The sequence below is a fragment of the Curtobacterium sp. LFS084 genome (genome assembly GCF_047977705.1).
In the GTDB taxonomy this organism is placed as follows: domain Bacteria; phylum Actinomycetota; class Actinomycetes; order Actinomycetales; family Microbacteriaceae; genus Curtobacterium.
The window spans coordinates 85,806-102,016 of the sequence record NZ_JBFPFM010000005.1 but is presented as its reverse complement, the minus strand read 5'-3'; the positions used below and the strand labels follow the sequence as shown (position 1 = coordinate 102,016).

Sequence of the window (16,211 nt, the reverse complement as noted above, 5' to 3'; positions counted from 1 at the left end):
AGCAGCACAGCGCCCCGGTCGGAAACGGCCGGGGCGCTGTCGTGTCCGCAGGCCGGCCTGTCTCGGCCAACGATCGGCTACCGAACGAGCGCTTGCGCTGGTGGGTTAGCGCTTGTCCTGATTGCGGAGGCTCCACACACCGAGATACAGCGACCAGGGCATCATCACGACCAGCGGCAGCCAGGAGCCGATCCGGCCAGTGTTGATGATCAGGTTCAGGAGCCCCAGGGCAAGCATGAGCGCGGCAGCGACCAGCTCGCCCGGCACCTCGGTGCCCACGTGGCGACGACCGCGAGCGGATCGAACGCCGAGTGGCTCCGCTCGATCGGCGCGGACGAGGTCATCGACTACCGGACGGAGGACTTCGCCGAGCGCCTGTCCGACTTCGACGTCGTGGTCGACACCGTCGGCGGGAAGAACCTCGAGCGTTCCCTCACGGTCCTCCGTCGTGGCGGCACCGCCGTCAGCATCGTCGGACCGCCCGACCCGACCTTCGCCGCGGCCGCCGGGCTGAACCCGGTGCTCCGGACGGTGATCGGCGTCATCAGCGCTGCGATCCGACGACGGGCGCGACGACTCGGAGTCGACTACTCGTTCCTCTTCATGCGCGCATCCGGTCCGCAGCTGTCGGAGATCGCCGACCTCGTCGACGCCGGCATCATCCGTCCGGTCGTGGGCCGGGTCTTCCCCTTCGCCGAGACCCCTGCGGCGGTCGAGGCAGCCCGTCGCGGTGGCACCCGCGGCAAGGTCGTCGTCTCCATCGTCGAGTGAGGATCGGAGCCGACCGTCGACCCGCCCGACACGCAGGTCACGGACCGGTCGGCGTCGGATCTCCCGGCACGTCGGAACCGCTCCATCCGGACCGGAGCTTCTCGATCTCGGGGATGACCCCGAGGAGACGGTGCTCCGTCGCGGTCCGGTCGGCGATCTCGAGGTGGACTCCGGCGTCGCCGGAGCGCCCGGTGAGGTGCAACGCGTGGGCGAGCTCGAGGTGTGCGCGAGCGAGGCCGTCGGGGAACTGCGCCGCCGTCGCCTCCTCGATCACCCCGGGCATGGTCTCGAGCGCGTACGCCGGCTGCCCGTCGCGGTTGAGGACCTTCGCGAGGAGGGCCCTCGTGTTCACGCCGGTCACGAGGACGAGGTTCGGCGGGACCGAACCGCTGCGGCGTTCGAGGAGCCCGAGGACGTCCTCGTAGTGCCGGGCCGCGCCGGCGAGGTCGCCGGTGTGCATCAGGAAGTTGGCGATCATCGCGAGCACCTGGGTGGTGCCCTCCTCGTCGCCGGCGCGCGTGAGGTGCTCCATGGCGCGGCTCGCCTCGCGCAGCGCGGCGTCGTGGTCGAGGAGGCGTCCGTGCGCCCAGGCGAGGTAGAACGACGCCCATCCCCGTTCCTTGTCGTCGTCGGTCCGGTCCGCCGCGGCGACGGCGCGTCGGGCGTCGCGCAGGGCGGCGTCGAACTCGCCCTGGGTGAGGTGGAGCCACGCGGCGTAGCCCCGGTGCACGGCGACGTCCCGGTCGGTACCGGATCGCTCGGCGGCGTCGGCCGACGTGAGGAACAGGATCCGCCAGAGGTCCCACGCGGGCCAGGTGTCGGAGAACCAGTGCAGGGCTTCGGCGACGTCGAGCACGAGCCGGTCCTCGCCGAGCGCGAAGGCCTGGGTCGCCGCGCTCGCCCACTGCGGGCCCTCGATGCGCAACCACGTTCGAGCCTGTTCGGCGGAGTCGAAGTGGCGTCCGGGGGCGGCGGGATCCGGCTCGCGGTCGGGTTCGAACCACAGTCCGGCGTTCTGCGCGGTGGCGAGCACCCAGTGCCGGAGCGCCCGCCGCTGCCGTGCGGTGGCCGGCTCGTCGCGTCGCGAGAGTGCCGCGGCGAACAGCCGGACGAGGTCGTGGAGCTGGTAGCGGTTCCCGCCGCGGGCCTCGACCAGTCCGAGGTCGGTGAGCTCGTCGAGGCGCTCGGCGGTCTCGTCGACGTCGGCGGCCTCGTCGACGTCGGCGGACGCTGCCGCTGCGGCGAGGTCCGCGTCGAACGTGGCGCCGTCGATGAGCGCGAGGCTGCGGAACAGGTGCTGTGACGCGGCATCGGTGTGGCCGTAGGAGAGCGTCAGGGCCGGCTCGACGGCGAGGTCGCCGGCGACCAGCGCGCGGAGGGGATCGCGCCGCGCGGTCATCGTGTCGAGGAAGTCCCGGACGGTCGAGCGGGGCTGCGCGGCGACGCGGTTCGCGGCGATCCGGAGCGCCAACGGGAGGTCACCGCACGCGCTGGCGAGGGCATCCGCATCGGCGTCGGTGCGTTGCGACGCGGGCACGATCCGACCGATCAGCTGCACGCTCTCGGCGCGGTCGAGCGGTTCGAGGGTGACACGGTGCACGTTCACGAGGCCGGCGAGGCTGCGGCGGGACGTGACGACGACCACGGTGTTCGTCGCGGCGAGCACGGGACGGACCTGCTCCTCGTTCGCAGCGTTGTCCAGGACCACGGCGATCCGCTCCCGAGCCGTGATGCGTCGCCACTCGGTGATGGCCGCGTCGAGTGTCGCGATGTCGCGGATCTCCGACGTCTGCGCAATGAGCGACTGGAGCACGTCGAGGGGCGACAGGGGGAGCGAGTGCATGCCGTTCAGGTCGACGAAGGCGCGCTTGCCGGTGTCGTACCCGTGCCGGCTCAGCGCCTCGAGGGCGAGGGTCGTCTTGCCGACACCGGCGGGCCCGCAGATGACGAGGATCGGCGCAGCGAGGTCAGTGGCGGGACGACCGAGGAACTCGGCGACAGCTCGCATCACGTCGGGTCGACCGGTGAAGTCCGTCACCAGTGCGGGCGCGAGCATCGCGGAGCGGAGCGAGCCGTCAGCCGCGATGCGCGGCGCGCGCGCCAGACGGAGCATCGCCTGCTGCTCGTGTTCGGGGAGCCCGAGCGCGTCGATGAGGGCGGTGAGGGTCCGTCGTTGTGGCGCCGCGCTGATGCCACGCTCGATGTTGCTGATGGTCCGGTCGCTGATCCCGGACGCGTGCGCGAGCGCTTCGAGCGTGAGGCCCGCCGTGAGTCGGTGGCGTCGGAACCGCACACCGAGCGGGTCAGTCATCGGGATCTGTGTCGACGCGGGGTTTCTTCATGCTTTCTTCCTGGTGTCGGGTCCCCGGGTTGCCGTTCCATGAGGTGCAACACCATGGTGCCTGACCGTCCGATCAGAAGCGAGCGGACCGCACCATCGGGGAGGGGACCACACCATGCCATCGCCCACCATCATCCTCGTGCACGGCGCCTTCGCCGACGCCGCCAGCTGGGCCCCGGTCACCCGGGAGCTCCTCGACCGCGGCCACACCGTCATCGTGCCGCCGGTCTACAACCGCAGCCTCGCCGATGACGCCGCCTCCATCCGCGCCGTCGCCGAGGCGGTCGACGGTCCCGTGGTCCTCGCCGGGCACTCCTACGGCGGGGCGGTCGTCACGGTGGCGGGTGCCGCCGAGAACGTCGTCGGACTCGTCTTCGTCGCCGGGTACGTCCTCGAGGAGGGCGAGAGCCTCGGACAGCTGCAGGGCGGCTTCCCGGATTCCGACCTCGCCGCGAACCTCGTGTACACGCCCTACCCGATCGCCGGGGCGGACGACGGCACCGACGTGTCCGTGAAGATCGACGCGTTCCCGCCGGTCTTCGCCGAGGGCGTCGATCCGGGAACCGCGGCGGTCCTCGCGGTGTCGCAGCGCCCGCTGAGCGGTGCGGCGTTCGGCGAACCGGCATCGGTCGCCGCCTGGAAGACCACGCCGGGGTGGGGCATCGTCTCGGCGGACGACCACACGATCAACCCCGACGTCGAACGGTTCGGCTACGAGCGCGCCGGCCTCCGCGGCGTCGTCGAGCTGCCCGCTCCGCACCTGGTGATGCACACCCACCCGGCGGACGTCGCCGACGTCATCGAGACCGCCGTCCGCGAGACCGCCGGCGAACGCGACTGACGACCGAGCACCCACACACCACCACGATCGAACACAGGGAGACGACCATGGGATACGTGACCACCGACGACGGTGCAGAGATCTACTTCAAGGACTGGGGGGACCCCGACGCGCAGCCGATCGTGTTCCACCACGGCTGGCCGCTGTCCTCGGACGACTGGGACGCGCAGATGCTGTACTTCCTGGCCGAGGGCTACCGCGTCATCGCCAGCGACCGTCGGGGCCATGGCCGCTCGTCGCAGATCGGGACCGGGCACGACATGGACCACTACGCGAGCGACGTCTCCGCCGTGGTCGAACACCTCGACCTGCACGACGCGATCCACATCGGCCACTCCACCGGCGGTGGTCAGGTCGCCCGCTACGTCGCCCGGTACGGCCAGCCGCAGGGCCGGGTCGCCAAGGCCGTCCTCGTCGCGGCGGTGCCGCCGCTCATGGTCAAGACCGAGGCAAACCCCGACGGCACCGACATCTCGGTCTTCGACGGGTTCCGCGAGGCGCTCGCCGCCAACCGTGCCGAGTTCTTCCAGGCCGTCGCCTCCGGTCCGTTCTACGGCTTCAACCGCGACGGCGTCACGCCGTCCGAGCCGGTGATCGCCAACTGGTGGCGTCAGGGCATGACGGGCAGCGCCCTCGCGCACCTCGAGGGCATCAAGGCCTTCTCGGAGACCGACCAGACCGAGGACCTGCGCGCCATCACCGTTCCCGTCCTCGTCCTGCAGGGCGACGACGACCAGGTCGTGCCGTACGAAGACGCCTCGCTCAAGCAGGCGGAGCTCCTCAGCGACGCGACGCTCAAGATCTACGAGGGGTACCCGCACGGCATGCTGACGACCCACGCCGACGTCGTCAACCCGGACATCCTCGCGTTCCTCCGGAGCTGAGCCCACCGACGCTGCGGACGCAGCGTACGGGACGCCAGGCGCGGTGCGGGTGAGCCGATCGGCTCACCCGCAGCGCGCCTCCCGTCCCAGACGCGGCGACGGGGCGCACCGGCGACTACGTTCGGGCAGGTGAACGACGAGCGACGCAGGGAACTGGGCGACAGCGACGCCCCGGTCGAGGACGAGATCCACGAGTCGTTCACCGCGATCGTCGAGGAGGGTGCCGAGCGGCTCCAGCGCACCACACGGGTGGTGCTCACGACGGGCTTCGCCGGCGGCCTCGAGATCGGGCTTGGTGTCATGGGCTACCTCGCGGTGCTGCACGAGACCGACAGCCACCTGCTCGCCGGTCTCGCGTTCAGCGTCGGACTCATCGCCCTCTACCTCGCGCACAGCGAGCTCTTCACCGAGAACTTCCTGCTGCCCATCACGGCGTTGATCGCTCGCGAGGGCACGGTCGGACAGCTGGTCCGGCTGTGGGTCGGCACCCTGCTCAGCAACCTCGCCGGTGGGTGGCTGTTCATGTGGCTCGTCGTCCAGGCGTTCCCGCAGTGGCACACGGTGCTCGAGGAGTCCGCCCGGCACTACGTCGACGCGCCGTTCGGCCTGCAGACCGCCGTGCTCGCGGTGATCGGCGGCAGCACGATCACCCTCGTGACACGGATGCAGCAGGGGACGGACTCCGATCCGGCCAAGATCGTCGCCGCCGTCGTCGGTGGCTTCCTGCTCTCGGGGCTGCAGCTCTTCCACTCGATCCTCGACTCGCTGCTCGTGTTCGGGGCGATCCAGGCCGGGTCGTCCATCACGTACGGTCAGTGGCTCGCGTGGTTCGGGTACACGCTCCTGTTCAACGTGATCGGCGGCGTGGTCCTGGTGACCGCGCTGCGGCTCGTGCGCACGGCGGACCTCCTGCAGCGTCGACGTCACGACGGCACCGGCACCGGCACCGCGAGCTGACAGCGGGATCGCACGCCGAGCCGTCAGGACGACGGTTCGGCCGCACGCCGAGCCGTCAGGACGACGGTTCGGCGGCCCGTGGGATCGGCAGGGCGATCTCGACGTCCGGGTCGCCCTCGCGCGCGGCTCGGATCATGGAGTTGGCCGTCGCGGCGAGCGGGACCGCGAAGAACCCGCCGGCGATCCCGCCGACCGTGGTGCCGGCGATCACGGCGACGAGCACCGCGAGCGGGTGGACCGCGACGACCGAGCCGGTCAGGAACGGGTGCAGGACCTGCCCTTCGAGCTGCTGCACCAGGACGACGATGCCGAGCATCACCAGGGCGACGACCCAGCCCTTGAAGAGCAGCGCGAGCAGGACCGCCACCGCTCCGGCCGCGAACGCCCCGACCACCGGGATGAACGCGCCGACGAACACGACGACGCCGATCGGTCCGGCGAGCGGCACGCCCAGGAGGAACGCGCCGAGGGCGATCCCGATCGCATCGGTCGCGGCGATGACGACCTGCACCCGGATGAAGTGCGTGAGCGTCGTCCAACCGGCCTCGCTCGCCACGTGCAGACGGTGCTGTGCTCGCCGCGGGAACAGCGACACGATCCAGTCCCACATGTGCCGGCCACCGGTGAGGGCGAAGATCGTGACGAACGTCACGATGAACAGGCCCTCACCGAGGTGCAACAGGGTGGCGCCGGCGACCGCGATGCCCTGCTGCAGTTCGGCGCTGTGCTGCTCGATGAACGTCCTCGCGTCGGTCGAGATCGTGTCGAGGTCGACCGACGGCAGTCCGAACGGCGGGTGCCGCAGCAGGTCCTGGACCGTACCGATCAGCGCGACGCTCCGCCGCTCGAGGTCGGGCAGTTGCTCGTTGACCCGCCACACGACGAGGAAGACCAGGAACGCGATCCCGGCGACGAGGGTCAGCAACGCGGCCGTGATCGCGAGCCACTTCGGGACGCCGTGCCGTTGCAGGAGCGCACTGAAGGGGACCAGCAGTGCCGCGACGACGAGCCCGATGAGCAGCGGGACGACGACGTTGGCGAGCGTGAACGCGACGTACCCGGCGAGTCCGATGGCGGCCGCGATGACGAGGAGCCGACCGGCGAAGACCGCCCCGGCGCGGAGGCCGGACGACGTCGGGCCGTCGGTGGTGGAGGGTGTGGTCATGCGCGGTCTCTCGCTCGGGGGTCGTGGGCAGTGCCATGATCCGCCGGGGCTGCTGGACGCGGTCCAACCCGATCAGCGCCGGTCGCCCGTGCGCCCTCGGCTCGGCAGCCGTCGCGGGACGAGTGCGATGTTCCCGAACCGCCCCGGGTCCTGGAACGCCTCCTGCGCGGCGACGATGTCGTCCAGTGGGAACGTCGCGGCGAGCAGTGGCCGGATCTCGTCGTGCTCGACGGCGGAGACGACCTGTGGGAACACGCCGTCGTCCCAGGTCGTCGTGCCGATCAGCCGGAGGTCGTCGAGGTACAGCCTCCGCAGATCGAGCTCGACCACGGGGCCGGCGATCGCACCGGAGGTGACGTAGGTGCCGCCGGGGACGAGCCGGCCGAGGACGTCGCCGAACCCGGGGCCCGCGACGTTGTCGACCGCGACGTCGACCCGCTCGCCGTCCATCGCCTCGGCGAGGTCGACGTTCCGGTCGATCACCTCGGTGACGCCGAGCGCACGCAGCCGGTCGTGCTTCGCCGGGCTCGCGACCGCGATGACCCGCGCACCCCGACGGAGCGCCAGCTGGACCGCGGCGGAGCCGACACCGCCGGAGGCTCCGGTCACCAGGACCCGTGTCCCCGCGCCGACGCCGCTCCGTTCGAGCATGTTCTCGGCGGTGCCGGAGGAACACGGGATCGTGGCGAGCTCGGCGTCCGACCACCCGGATGTCACGGGGAACACCTCGCTGACGGGCACCGCCACGTACTCGGCGAAGGCGCCGTCGCGGTCGGAACCCAGCCATCGAACCACCCCGTCCGTCAGGCCGGTCATGCAGGACCGGACGAGGACCCGTTGCCCGAGCAGCTGCTCGGATCCGGCCGACCCCGCTTCGACCACGGTGCCGCAGCAGTCGGCGCCCTGGATCAGCGGGAACGGCGAGGGTCCGGCGTAGCCACCGGACCCTCCGTCCGCGAGCGGTGCCGCGCTGCCGGTGCCGTCGCGGACCGAGGAGCTGTACCAGCCGATCCGGGTGTTGATGTCGGTGTTGTTCACACCGGCGGCGGCCACGCGGACCAGGACGTCGCCCGGTCCGACGGCCGGCACGGGAACGCGTCGATGCTCGAGCCGTTCGACGCCGCCGATCCCCGTGGTGACCACCGCCGTCATCATCCGGGTGTGCGTTGCGTCCGTCATCAGGCCGGTCCGAGCCGGGTGTCGTAGCGGACGAAGACCACGGTTCGTCCGTCGACCTCGCCCGTGTACTCGCCGACGTGCCCCGCCACACGTCCTCGCAGGTCCGTCGCCGACGCGCTGTGGAGCGCTGCGGAGGCCCTCGCGGTCACGTCCGCCGAGGACGCGCCCGCCAGTGCGGGGACGTCGGACCCGACGGGGAGACGGACGAGCGCTGCCGCGTACGACCCGTCCCGGGACGCCGAGGACCGGATGCGGACCGTCCCGTCGGGGAAGTGCACGCCGGTGCGCTGTTCGACCGTCGACAGTGGGGTGGCCCGGCAGAGGCCGATCCGTGCGCATTCACCGAGCGGACCCGGCCGGTTGGCGTGCCACGTGATCGCGGCGACTCCGGAGGCGACGACCGCGAACAGCAGCGCGACGAGTGCGACCAGCGCCAAGAGCTGCGTCGGAGCGGAGAGGGTGCGGCCGGTCGCACGCGTGGACGGGAGCGCCGCGATGCCCGGACGTGGTCGGTGCACCGCCGCGTCGAGCCGCGGCCCGACCGCGTCGGTGGCACGGACCGGGTCGGGTGCCGCCGGCGGGTGCTCCCCGTCGAACGGGGTCACGGTGAGGGACGGGTCGTCGCGGAACCGCCCGGAGACGACGGCACGGGCGCGAGCTTCCATCTCGGTCACCGCTTCGAGATCGAGCCGGTCGGATCCCTGTCTGATGCGGAAGGTCGGCATCCCTCCAGCCTGCCCGGTCCCCGGGCGGCACGGGCGCCCGTCGGCCGGACCGTTGCGCGATCGGAATGCCGCGCCGTCCGCGGAGACGGACGGGAGGCGCGGTGCCAGCCGGTACCGCGCCTCCAGTCCGCCTGTGGTCGCGTCAGCGACCGCCCGTCGCGTCCTCGTCCTCGCGCGCGGTCGCGACGTCGAGTCGGGGATCGAGCGCCGGATCCGGGGAGACCGCCTCGGTGTGGATCGGCGGGTCCGGCTCGAGCGCGACGTCCGGACGGGCCTGGCGATCGGACCGCCCGCGTTCATCCGACGAGCGAGCGGGTCGCAGCCGGTGGCGCAGCGCCTGCCACGGTCGGCCGATCCCGGTGTGGACGCCGCGGTCGGCGGGGCCGTCGACCTCGAGGCCGTAGTACTCGCCCACGCGTTCGAGCAGGAGCGCCCGTTCGGCGCGGTCGTACGCGCGTCGTTCGCGGGTGAAGGCGATGACCGTGGACCAGCAGGTGAGCAGGAGGACGATGCTGAACGGCAGCGCCGTGGTGATCGCGGCCGTCTTCAGGGCGTTGAGCCCTCCGGTCAGCAGCAGGGCGACGGCGAGCAGTGCCGAGACGCCGGCGAAGAAGACCCGGAGCCAGTTCTTCGGCTCGATGTCACCGCCGGACGCGATCATCGCCATCACGAGCGAACCCGAGTCCGACGAGGTCACGAAGAAGACGCCGATGAGCAGGATCGCGCCGAAGGTCAGGACGGTGCCTGCAGGCAGGTCGCTGAGCAGGGTGAAGAGCGACCCCTCGACGTCGACCGACCCGTCGGCCCCGATCAGACCGCCGCCGTTCATCTGCCGGTGGATGGCCGCGCCACCGAGCACGGCGAACCACAGCATCGTCAGCGCGGTCGGGACGAGCAGGACACCGAAGACGAACTGCCGCACGGTGCGGCCCTTCGAGATGCGGGCGATGAAGATGCCCACGAACGGCGCCCAGGACATCCACCAGCCCCAGTAGAACGTGGTCCAGGCCGCCTGCCACGCCTCACCGGCAGCGCCCTGCTGCGCGCTCACCGTGAACGAGAGCCCGACGAGGTCCTGCAGGTACGCGCCGATCGACTGGACGAAGTCGCGCAGGAGGTACTGCGTCGGCCCCACGATGAGGATGAAGAGCAGCAGCGCCGCCGCGAGCAGGAGGTTGAAGTTCGACAGGATCTTCATCCCCTTCGTCACGCCCGTGACGAGGGAGACGATCGTCAGGGCGGTGATCACTGCGATGATGGCGAGCTGGCTGATGGTGCTGCTCTCGGCGATCCCGGCGCTCTCGAGTCCGGCACCGATCTGGATCACGCCGAGCCCGAGCGACGTCGCGACGCCGAACAGGGTGCCGACCAGAGCGATGACGTCGATGAGGTTGCCCCATCCGCCCTTCACCCGTGCGCCGAGGAGCGGTTCGAGGGCCCACCGGATCGACACGGGGCGGCCACGGCGGTGGATCGCGTACGCGAGGGCGAGGCCCAGGACGACGTAGATCGCCCACGCGTGCAGGCCCCAGTGCAGGAAGGTCTGGGTCATGGCCTGCTGGGCGAGGGACGCCTCGTCGCCGGTGACGCCCGGGCGCGGGTCCGCGAAGTGGCTGAGCGGTTCGGACACCCCGTAGAACACGAGGCCGATGCCCATGCCGGCGGCGAACAGCAGCGCGAACCAGGAGCCGGTCGAGAACTCGGGTTCGTCCTGGTCCTTGCCGAGCTTGATGTCGCCGAACCGGCTGAAGCCGACGAAGACCGAGAAACCGACGAAGAACGCGGCGATGAGCACGTAGTACCAGCTGAAGTTCCGGACGATGCCGTCCTGCAGGGCCGAGAACGCCGCTTCGGCCGACGACGGGGCGATGAGCGTCCACGCGACGAAGGCGAGCACGATGACGGCGGCAGGCCAGAACACCCAGGTCTTGAGTCGTGGGGTCGTCGTGGGTGGGTCGGTCGTTGCCATGCACCCATCGTGCCCGCGGACGAGCCTGTACGACCGCTCAGTCCCAGATCATCCGCGCACCGGGCGGAGCGCGTCCGCGTGCGGATGCCCGACCTCGGGACGCCGGACCGGCACCGCACGGGGACCCGCCGACGATCGCCGGACCGCCCGGACGACCGGCACGATCCGGAACCCGCCGAGCGCGAGGGTCCGGAGCGCCTTGCCGGTCCGGACGACCAACCCCCTGAGGTCGCGGACCGGTCCGCCGGACACGCTCATCACGAGGGACCGGTCGAGCACCACCCGCCAGGCCGGATCGAACTGGACGGACAGGTCGACGTCGTCGTGCACCCGGGGGTCCGTGCGGTGCACGCGCGACCGCACCGCGAGCCACGCGACCCGCCGCATGACCATGTTCGAACCGAAGAGCGGCGGCTGCCAGAGCGCCGCGCCCATCAGGGCGAAGTACGCGCGCATGTACGCGATGCGCCAGAACGCGCGCTCCAGCCGGCCGAGCCCGCGGAACTCGCCCGGCCCCGTGACGGCGACGACCAGGTCGTCGTCGAAGTGCCGGAGTGCTCGCTCGAGCCAGTCGGGGTCCGGGCGGGAGTCCGCGTCGAGCCGGGCGACCAGGGTCCCCGTCGCCTGGTCGTACCCCCGCGCAGCCGCGGCGGCGATCGCCCGGACGGGTTCGTGCAGCACGAGCGCGCCCGACCGGGTGGCGACGGCCACGCTGTCGTCGGCGCTGCCGTTGTCGACGACGATCACCTCGTCGGGTGCCCGGGTCTGCCGAGCCAGCGCCTCCAGGCACGAGCGGAGCTCGTCCGCGTCGTCGAGACACGGCACGACGACGGAGACGGTGTCCGGAGGGGGCATGGGACCAGCCAACCAGGGCGTGCTCCGCCCGCTCCCGGGCTCCGTGGTCGCGACGCGAGTGCGGAGCGACGGCCGTGACGGGACGGACTGGAGGGACGGTGCGGGTCCGCACCGCGCCTCCCGTGGGTCGTCGGCACCGTCCGCGAGAGGATGGGCGGGTGCGCACCGCGACCAGCCTGCTCGACGCCCTCGTCCGACACGTCGACGCCTCGGGCTTCGCCGCCCACGGTCTGCACGTCCTGGTCGGCGACGACACCGCCGAGCACCACTGGACGCCCGACGTCCGGCGCGAGGTGCACTCGGTCGCGAAGGGGATCGCGGTCCTCGCCACGGGGATCGCCGCCGACGACGGGCTGGTCGACGTCGACGCGCCCGTGTCGGTCTCGCTCCCCGACGTCCGGTACGGCCCGGGGACGGACGCGGTCACCCTGCGCCACCTGCTGACCATGACGAGCGGCGTCGACATGCCGTGGTCGTCGACCGAGCTGCACGACTGGCCGGACCTCGCGCTGGAGTTCCTCGGGCGACCGTCACGCGGTCGCGTGTTCCAGTACGCGAACGCCAGCACCTACACGGCGATGCGGGTGCTCGAGACGCACGTCGGCGACGTCGGCACGTTCGTGTCCCGTCGCCTGTTCGACCCGCTCGGCATCCACGACGTCTCTTGGGCCCGCTGTGCGAACGGCCACGTCGCCGGGGGCGAGGGGCTCGCGATGCGCACCGGTGAGCTCGCTCGGATCGGGCGGCTCGTCCGCGACCGCGGCGAACACGACGGCCGTCTGGTCGTGGGTGCCCGCTGGTGCGACGCGATGCACACCGACTGGGTCGAGCGCGACGGCACGGGGCCGGGCTACGAGCGGTACGCGATGGCGGGGTGGGACGGCCCCGGGCGGCTCTGGCGGCTGCACGGCGCGTACGGGCAGATGCTGCTCTTCGACGGGGACACGGTGGTGACCGTCACGGCCGACGACCACCTCGGCGCGGACGCGTTCGCCGGGGCGGTCGCGGACGAGCTGGAGCGTCAGGGGCCGACCGGCACCTGACGGCCGGGCGTCAGCGCCGACGTCGCGTGGACAGCAGCCCGCCGAACACCAGCACCACCGCCACGCAGAAGACGATCAGTCCCGCGGGGTCGAAGCCGTCGAAGTTCATCGTTCCTCCCGATGTGTCGCCCCGACACTACGACCGCGTCGCTCGACGCGTGCGGTGACCCGGGTCCGTCCGCATTCCGGGTCGCACAGGGTCGTCCGGTCTGCGCATCCGGTCCCGCCGGCGTGCGCATGTGCGCGCGCTGCGAGCGCCCGGGCCGCGCTGGTGCGATGATGATCCGCGGCCGTCGCCCCGACGGTGAGGACGCCGTCGCCGGACGGCGAGGAGACGGAAGTGACGAGCGTGACCGAGACCCGCTCTCAGACCCCGACGACCGAGACCACCGACGACGCCGGAACGCACGGCCCAGCGAAGGGCATCGCCGCCCTCGCCCTGGCCGCGCTCGGTGTCGTCTTCGGCGACATCGGCACGAGCCCGCTGTACGCGTTGCGCACCGTGTTCACGATCGACGGCGGCATCGTGCAGGCGAACCAGGAGGACGTCTACGGGGTGATCTCGATGATGTTCTGGAGCATCACGGTCATCGTGTCGATCAAGTACGTCCTCGTGCTCATGCGCGCCGACAACAACGGCGAGGGCGGGGTCATGGCGCTCGCCGCGCTGGCCCGGCGGCTGTACGCCAAGCGGCGCGGGGGAGCGACGATCTTCCTCGTCATCGGGATCGTCGGCGTCTCGCTCTTCTACGGTGACTCGGTCATCACCCCGGCCGTGTCCGTGCTCTCCGCCGTCGAGGGCCTGCAGACGGCGGCCCCCTCGGTGGAACACCTCATCGTGCCGATCGCCGCGGTCATCCTCGTGCTGCTGTTCGCGGTGCAGCGGTTCGGCACCGGCAAGGTCGGCAACCTGTTCGGCCCGGTCATGCTGCTCTGGTTCGTCGTCATCGCCGCTGCCGGCGTCCCGCACATCCTGGCGCACCCGGGTGTCCTGCAGGGCCTCTCGCCCACCTGGGCCATCGCCTTCCTCATCGCCCACCCGTACATCACGTTCGTCGCGATGGGTGCGGTCGTGCTCGTGATCACCGGAGCCGAGGCCCTCTACGCCGACATGGGCCACTTCGGTCGGAAGCCGATCATGCGGGCCTGGTTCTTCGTCGTGTTCCCGGCGCTCGTGCTGAACTACCTCGGCCAGGCGTCGCTCGTGCTGAACCAGCCGGGGGCGGCGAAGGACCCGTTCTTCCTGCTGTTCCCGAGCGCGCTGCAGATCCCCGTCGTGATCCTCGCGACGATGGCGACCGTCATCGCCAGCCAGGCCGTCATCTCCGGGGCGTTCTCGCTGAGCCGCCAGGCCGTGCAGCTCGGCCTCCTGCCGCCCCTGACCATCCGCCAGACCTCACGGCAGGAGGGCGGGCAGATCTACCTGCCGGCCGTCAACCTCCTGCTGTTCATCGGGGTGCTGGCCGTGATGCTCGCGTTCCGGTCCTCGGCGAGCCTCGCCACCGCCTACGGGGTGTCCGTCACCGGTGCGCTCGTCGTCGACACGCTCCTGCTGCTCCTCGTGGTGAAGCCGCTCTGGCAGTGGAAGACGTGGAAGCTCGTCGTCGCCGCGATCGCCTTCGGCGGACTCGAGCTGACGTTCCTCGCCGGCAACCTGTCGAAGATCCTGCACGGCGGGTGGGTCCCGCTCCTCATCGCCCTCGCGGTGATCACGCTGATGACCACCTGGCGCCGCGGTCGGCAGCTCGTGCAGGAGGAGCGCAAGGAGCGCGAGGGGTCCCTCGCCGACTTCATCGAGAAGATCAACACGAAGGGCATCCCGCGCGTGCGGGGCGTCGCGATCTTCCCGCACCCGAACAAGGAGACGACCCCGCTCGCGCTCCGGGCGAACGTCGAGCACAACCACGTCGTGCACCGGACCGTGGTCATCGTGTCCGTCATCACCGCGAACGTGCCCCACGTCCCGCACGCCAAGGCCTTCTTCCGCGACGACCTCGGGTACGAGGACGACGGCATCGACCACATCACGATCAAGTTCGGGTTCTCGGACGACCAGGACCTGCCGAAGGCACTGCACGCCGCGTGCCTGGCCGAGGTGCTCGAGATCGATCCGGACGAGATCGCGAACGCGTCGTACTTCATCTCGCGGGGTGCCCTGCGACCGATGCCGGGGAACCGCGGGATGGTGAGCTGGCGGAAGAAGCTCTTCGTCGGGCTGGCGCACAACGCGGCCGACCCGGCTGCCCGCTTCGGCCTGCCGGCGGAACGCACCGTGACGATGGGCAGCGACGTCGAGATCTGACGACCGTCGCGCGTGACCGGTCGACGGACGGGAGGCGCGGGGCCCGCTGGCCCCGCGCCTCCCGTTCGTGTGTCCGGCGTGGTCCCGTGCCCCCTGCTCGGGGGATCCGAGCAGGGGTAGACGGGTACGTCGGGTACAGCGAATCTGGGTGCCGGGGCATCCAGACCGGGAATCGGCTAACCGCCGGACGCTGACGCCCGATACTCCAACGCACAAGCACCTCGGCCATCGCACCACACGCCCGTCCCACACAGGAGGCAGTTCGCATGCGGTCCCCGTCAGTCGTCGTCGCCGCGCTCTCGATCGCTCTCGTCGCGGCCACCAGCCTCGCCGCCGGAGCTCCGGCCGGCGCAGCAGCGCTCCCCGCCTCGTCCAGGGCGACCGCCACCGTGCCCGACGGCCGGGCGATCCCGAAGACGAACGTCGTGTCGAACGGCCGGACGTGGAAGCAGACCTTCCGCACCGGCTTCGACAGCTACGTCCCGGTCGGGAAGTTCGCGTCGAAGTACCCGAAGATCGGTCTCTACGACGGGTTCAAGGACACCACCGGCAAGGGGAAGTACGCACCGTCGAAGGTCCTGAGCGTCAAGGACGGGGTGCTCGACTTCGCCCTCCACACCGAGAAGGGCCAGCCCCTCGTCGCGGCGATCATGCCCGACGGGTACGCGCCCCACACGACCGGCCGGGTGTCCATCCGGTACAAGACGACGAAGACGCAGGGCTACAAGTTCTCCACGATCCTCTGGCCGTCGAGCGACGACTGGAACGAGGGCGAGATCGACTGGCCGGAGGCCGACCTCGGTGCCCGGCCCCGCCCGGCGTCGGCGGTCCCCGGCAGCTGGTCGCCCCTCGGCATGCGGTTCGAGCCGGGCAAGGAGGCCTTCGCCCCGACGGACAGCACGGGGTGGCACGTGGCCACGACCGAGTGGGACAAGGGCATCGTGCGGTTCTACTGGGACGGCAAGCTCGTCTCCTCGACCACGAAGGCGGTGCCGAAGACGGCCTTCCGCGTGACGCTGCAGGCGGAGACGACGACGAACGGCGGGAAGATCCCGGCCAGCGCGGTCGGGCACGTCAGCATCGACTGGGTCGCCATCTGGAACTGAGCCGGTCGGGGACCGCGTGCTCGGTGCGCGCGGCCCCGCAGCCGGCGCTCGGTGCGCGCGGCCCCGCAGCCGG

14 protein-coding genes are annotated in these 16,211 nt (G+C 71.4%); 7 read left to right on the top strand and 7 right to left on the bottom strand.

Features of this window, described 5'->3' with window-relative positions:
* Window positions 1-105 precede the first annotated feature (105 nt).
* Entirely contained in the window at window positions 106-279 is a 174-nt protein-coding gene (locus ACNQOV_RS05280; protein ID WP_416393668.1) for a hypothetical protein, read from the bottom strand.
* Between ACNQOV_RS05280 and ACNQOV_RS05275 the strand changes: the two genes are divergently transcribed.
* Entirely contained in the window at window positions 280-771 is a 492-nt protein-coding gene (locus ACNQOV_RS05275; RefSeq protein WP_416393667.1) for a zinc-binding dehydrogenase, read from the top strand.
* Window positions 772-808: 37 nt separating this feature from the next.
* Here ACNQOV_RS05275 and ACNQOV_RS05270 read toward each other — a convergent pair whose 3' ends face one another.
* Window positions 809-3,082, bottom strand: coding sequence for a helix-turn-helix domain-containing protein (locus ACNQOV_RS05270; RefSeq protein ID WP_416393665.1), 2,274 nt, complete (start codon window positions 3,080-3,082; stop codon window positions 809-811).
* Between the two features lie 145 nt (window positions 3,083-3,227).
* Between ACNQOV_RS05270 and ACNQOV_RS05265 the strand changes: the two genes are divergently transcribed.
* The 3 genes from ACNQOV_RS05265 to ACNQOV_RS05255 all read left to right on the top strand — a co-directional run bounded on the left by ACNQOV_RS05265 (window position 3,228) and on the right by ACNQOV_RS05255 (window position 5,794).
* The gene (locus tag ACNQOV_RS05265) at window positions 3,228-3,953 is read left to right on the top strand and encodes an alpha/beta fold hydrolase (protein ID WP_402264919.1); all 726 of its coding nucleotides are present in this window, start codon (window positions 3,228-3,230) and stop codon (window positions 3,951-3,953) included.
* Window positions 3,954-4,000: 47 nt separating this feature from the next.
* On the top strand, window positions 4,001-4,837 hold the full coding sequence (locus tag ACNQOV_RS05260; RefSeq protein ID WP_031263055.1) for an alpha/beta fold hydrolase: 837 nt from the start codon (window positions 4,001-4,003) through the stop codon (window positions 4,835-4,837).
* Window positions 4,838-4,966: 129 nt separating this feature from the next.
* Window positions 4,967-5,794: a formate/nitrite transporter family protein gene (locus tag ACNQOV_RS05255; RefSeq protein ID WP_416393663.1), complete on the top strand. Its 828-nt coding sequence runs from the start codon at window positions 4,967-4,969 to the stop codon at window positions 5,792-5,794.
* Window positions 5,795-5,849: 55 nt separating this feature from the next.
* Here ACNQOV_RS05255 and ACNQOV_RS05250 read toward each other — a convergent pair whose 3' ends face one another.
* The 5 genes from ACNQOV_RS05250 to ACNQOV_RS05230 all read right to left on the bottom strand — a co-directional run bounded on the left by ACNQOV_RS05250 (window position 5,850) and on the right by ACNQOV_RS05230 (window position 11,687).
* A complete protein-coding gene (locus ACNQOV_RS05250; protein WP_416393662.1) occupies window positions 5,850-6,959 on the bottom strand; it encodes an AI-2E family transporter in 1,110 nt (369 codons plus the stop codon).
* Between the two features lie 72 nt (window positions 6,960-7,031).
* Window positions 7,032-8,138, bottom strand: coding sequence for a zinc-binding dehydrogenase (locus ACNQOV_RS05245; protein ID WP_416393661.1), 1,107 nt, complete (start codon window positions 8,136-8,138; stop codon window positions 7,032-7,034).
* A complete protein-coding gene (locus tag ACNQOV_RS05240) occupies window positions 8,138-8,863 on the bottom strand; it encodes a hypothetical protein (protein WP_416393660.1) in 726 nt (241 codons plus the stop codon). Before ACNQOV_RS05240 ends, ACNQOV_RS05245 begins: the two co-directional genes overlap by 1 nt.
* Before the next feature lie 142 nt (window positions 8,864-9,005).
* Window positions 9,006-10,832, bottom strand: a complete 1,827-nt coding sequence (locus ACNQOV_RS05235; protein ID WP_416393658.1) for a BCCT family transporter — start codon at window positions 10,830-10,832, stop codon at window positions 9,006-9,008.
* A gap of 48 nt (window positions 10,833-10,880) precedes the next feature.
* Entirely contained in the window at window positions 10,881-11,687 is an 807-nt protein-coding gene (locus ACNQOV_RS05230) for a glycosyltransferase family 2 protein (protein ID WP_416393656.1), read from the bottom strand.
* A 158-nt stretch (window positions 11,688-11,845) separates the two neighbouring features.
* On the opposite strand from ACNQOV_RS05230, the gene ACNQOV_RS05225 reads away from it, so the two are divergent.
* The 3 genes from ACNQOV_RS05225 (at window position 11,846) to ACNQOV_RS05215 (ending at window position 16,138) form a co-directional block, all read left to right on the top strand.
* Window positions 11,846-12,730, top strand: a complete 885-nt coding sequence (locus ACNQOV_RS05225) for a serine hydrolase domain-containing protein (protein ID WP_416393655.1) — start codon at window positions 11,846-11,848, stop codon at window positions 12,728-12,730.
* A gap of 340 nt (window positions 12,731-13,070) precedes the next feature.
* Window positions 13,071-15,032, top strand: a complete 1,962-nt coding sequence (locus ACNQOV_RS05220) for a potassium transporter Kup (RefSeq protein WP_022908089.1) — start codon at window positions 13,071-13,073, stop codon at window positions 15,030-15,032.
* Between the two features lie 266 nt (window positions 15,033-15,298).
* Window positions 15,299-16,138, top strand: a complete 840-nt coding sequence (locus ACNQOV_RS05215; RefSeq protein ID WP_402264891.1) for a glycoside hydrolase family 16 protein — start codon at window positions 15,299-15,301, stop codon at window positions 16,136-16,138.
* Window positions 16,139-16,211: the final 73 nt, after the last annotated feature.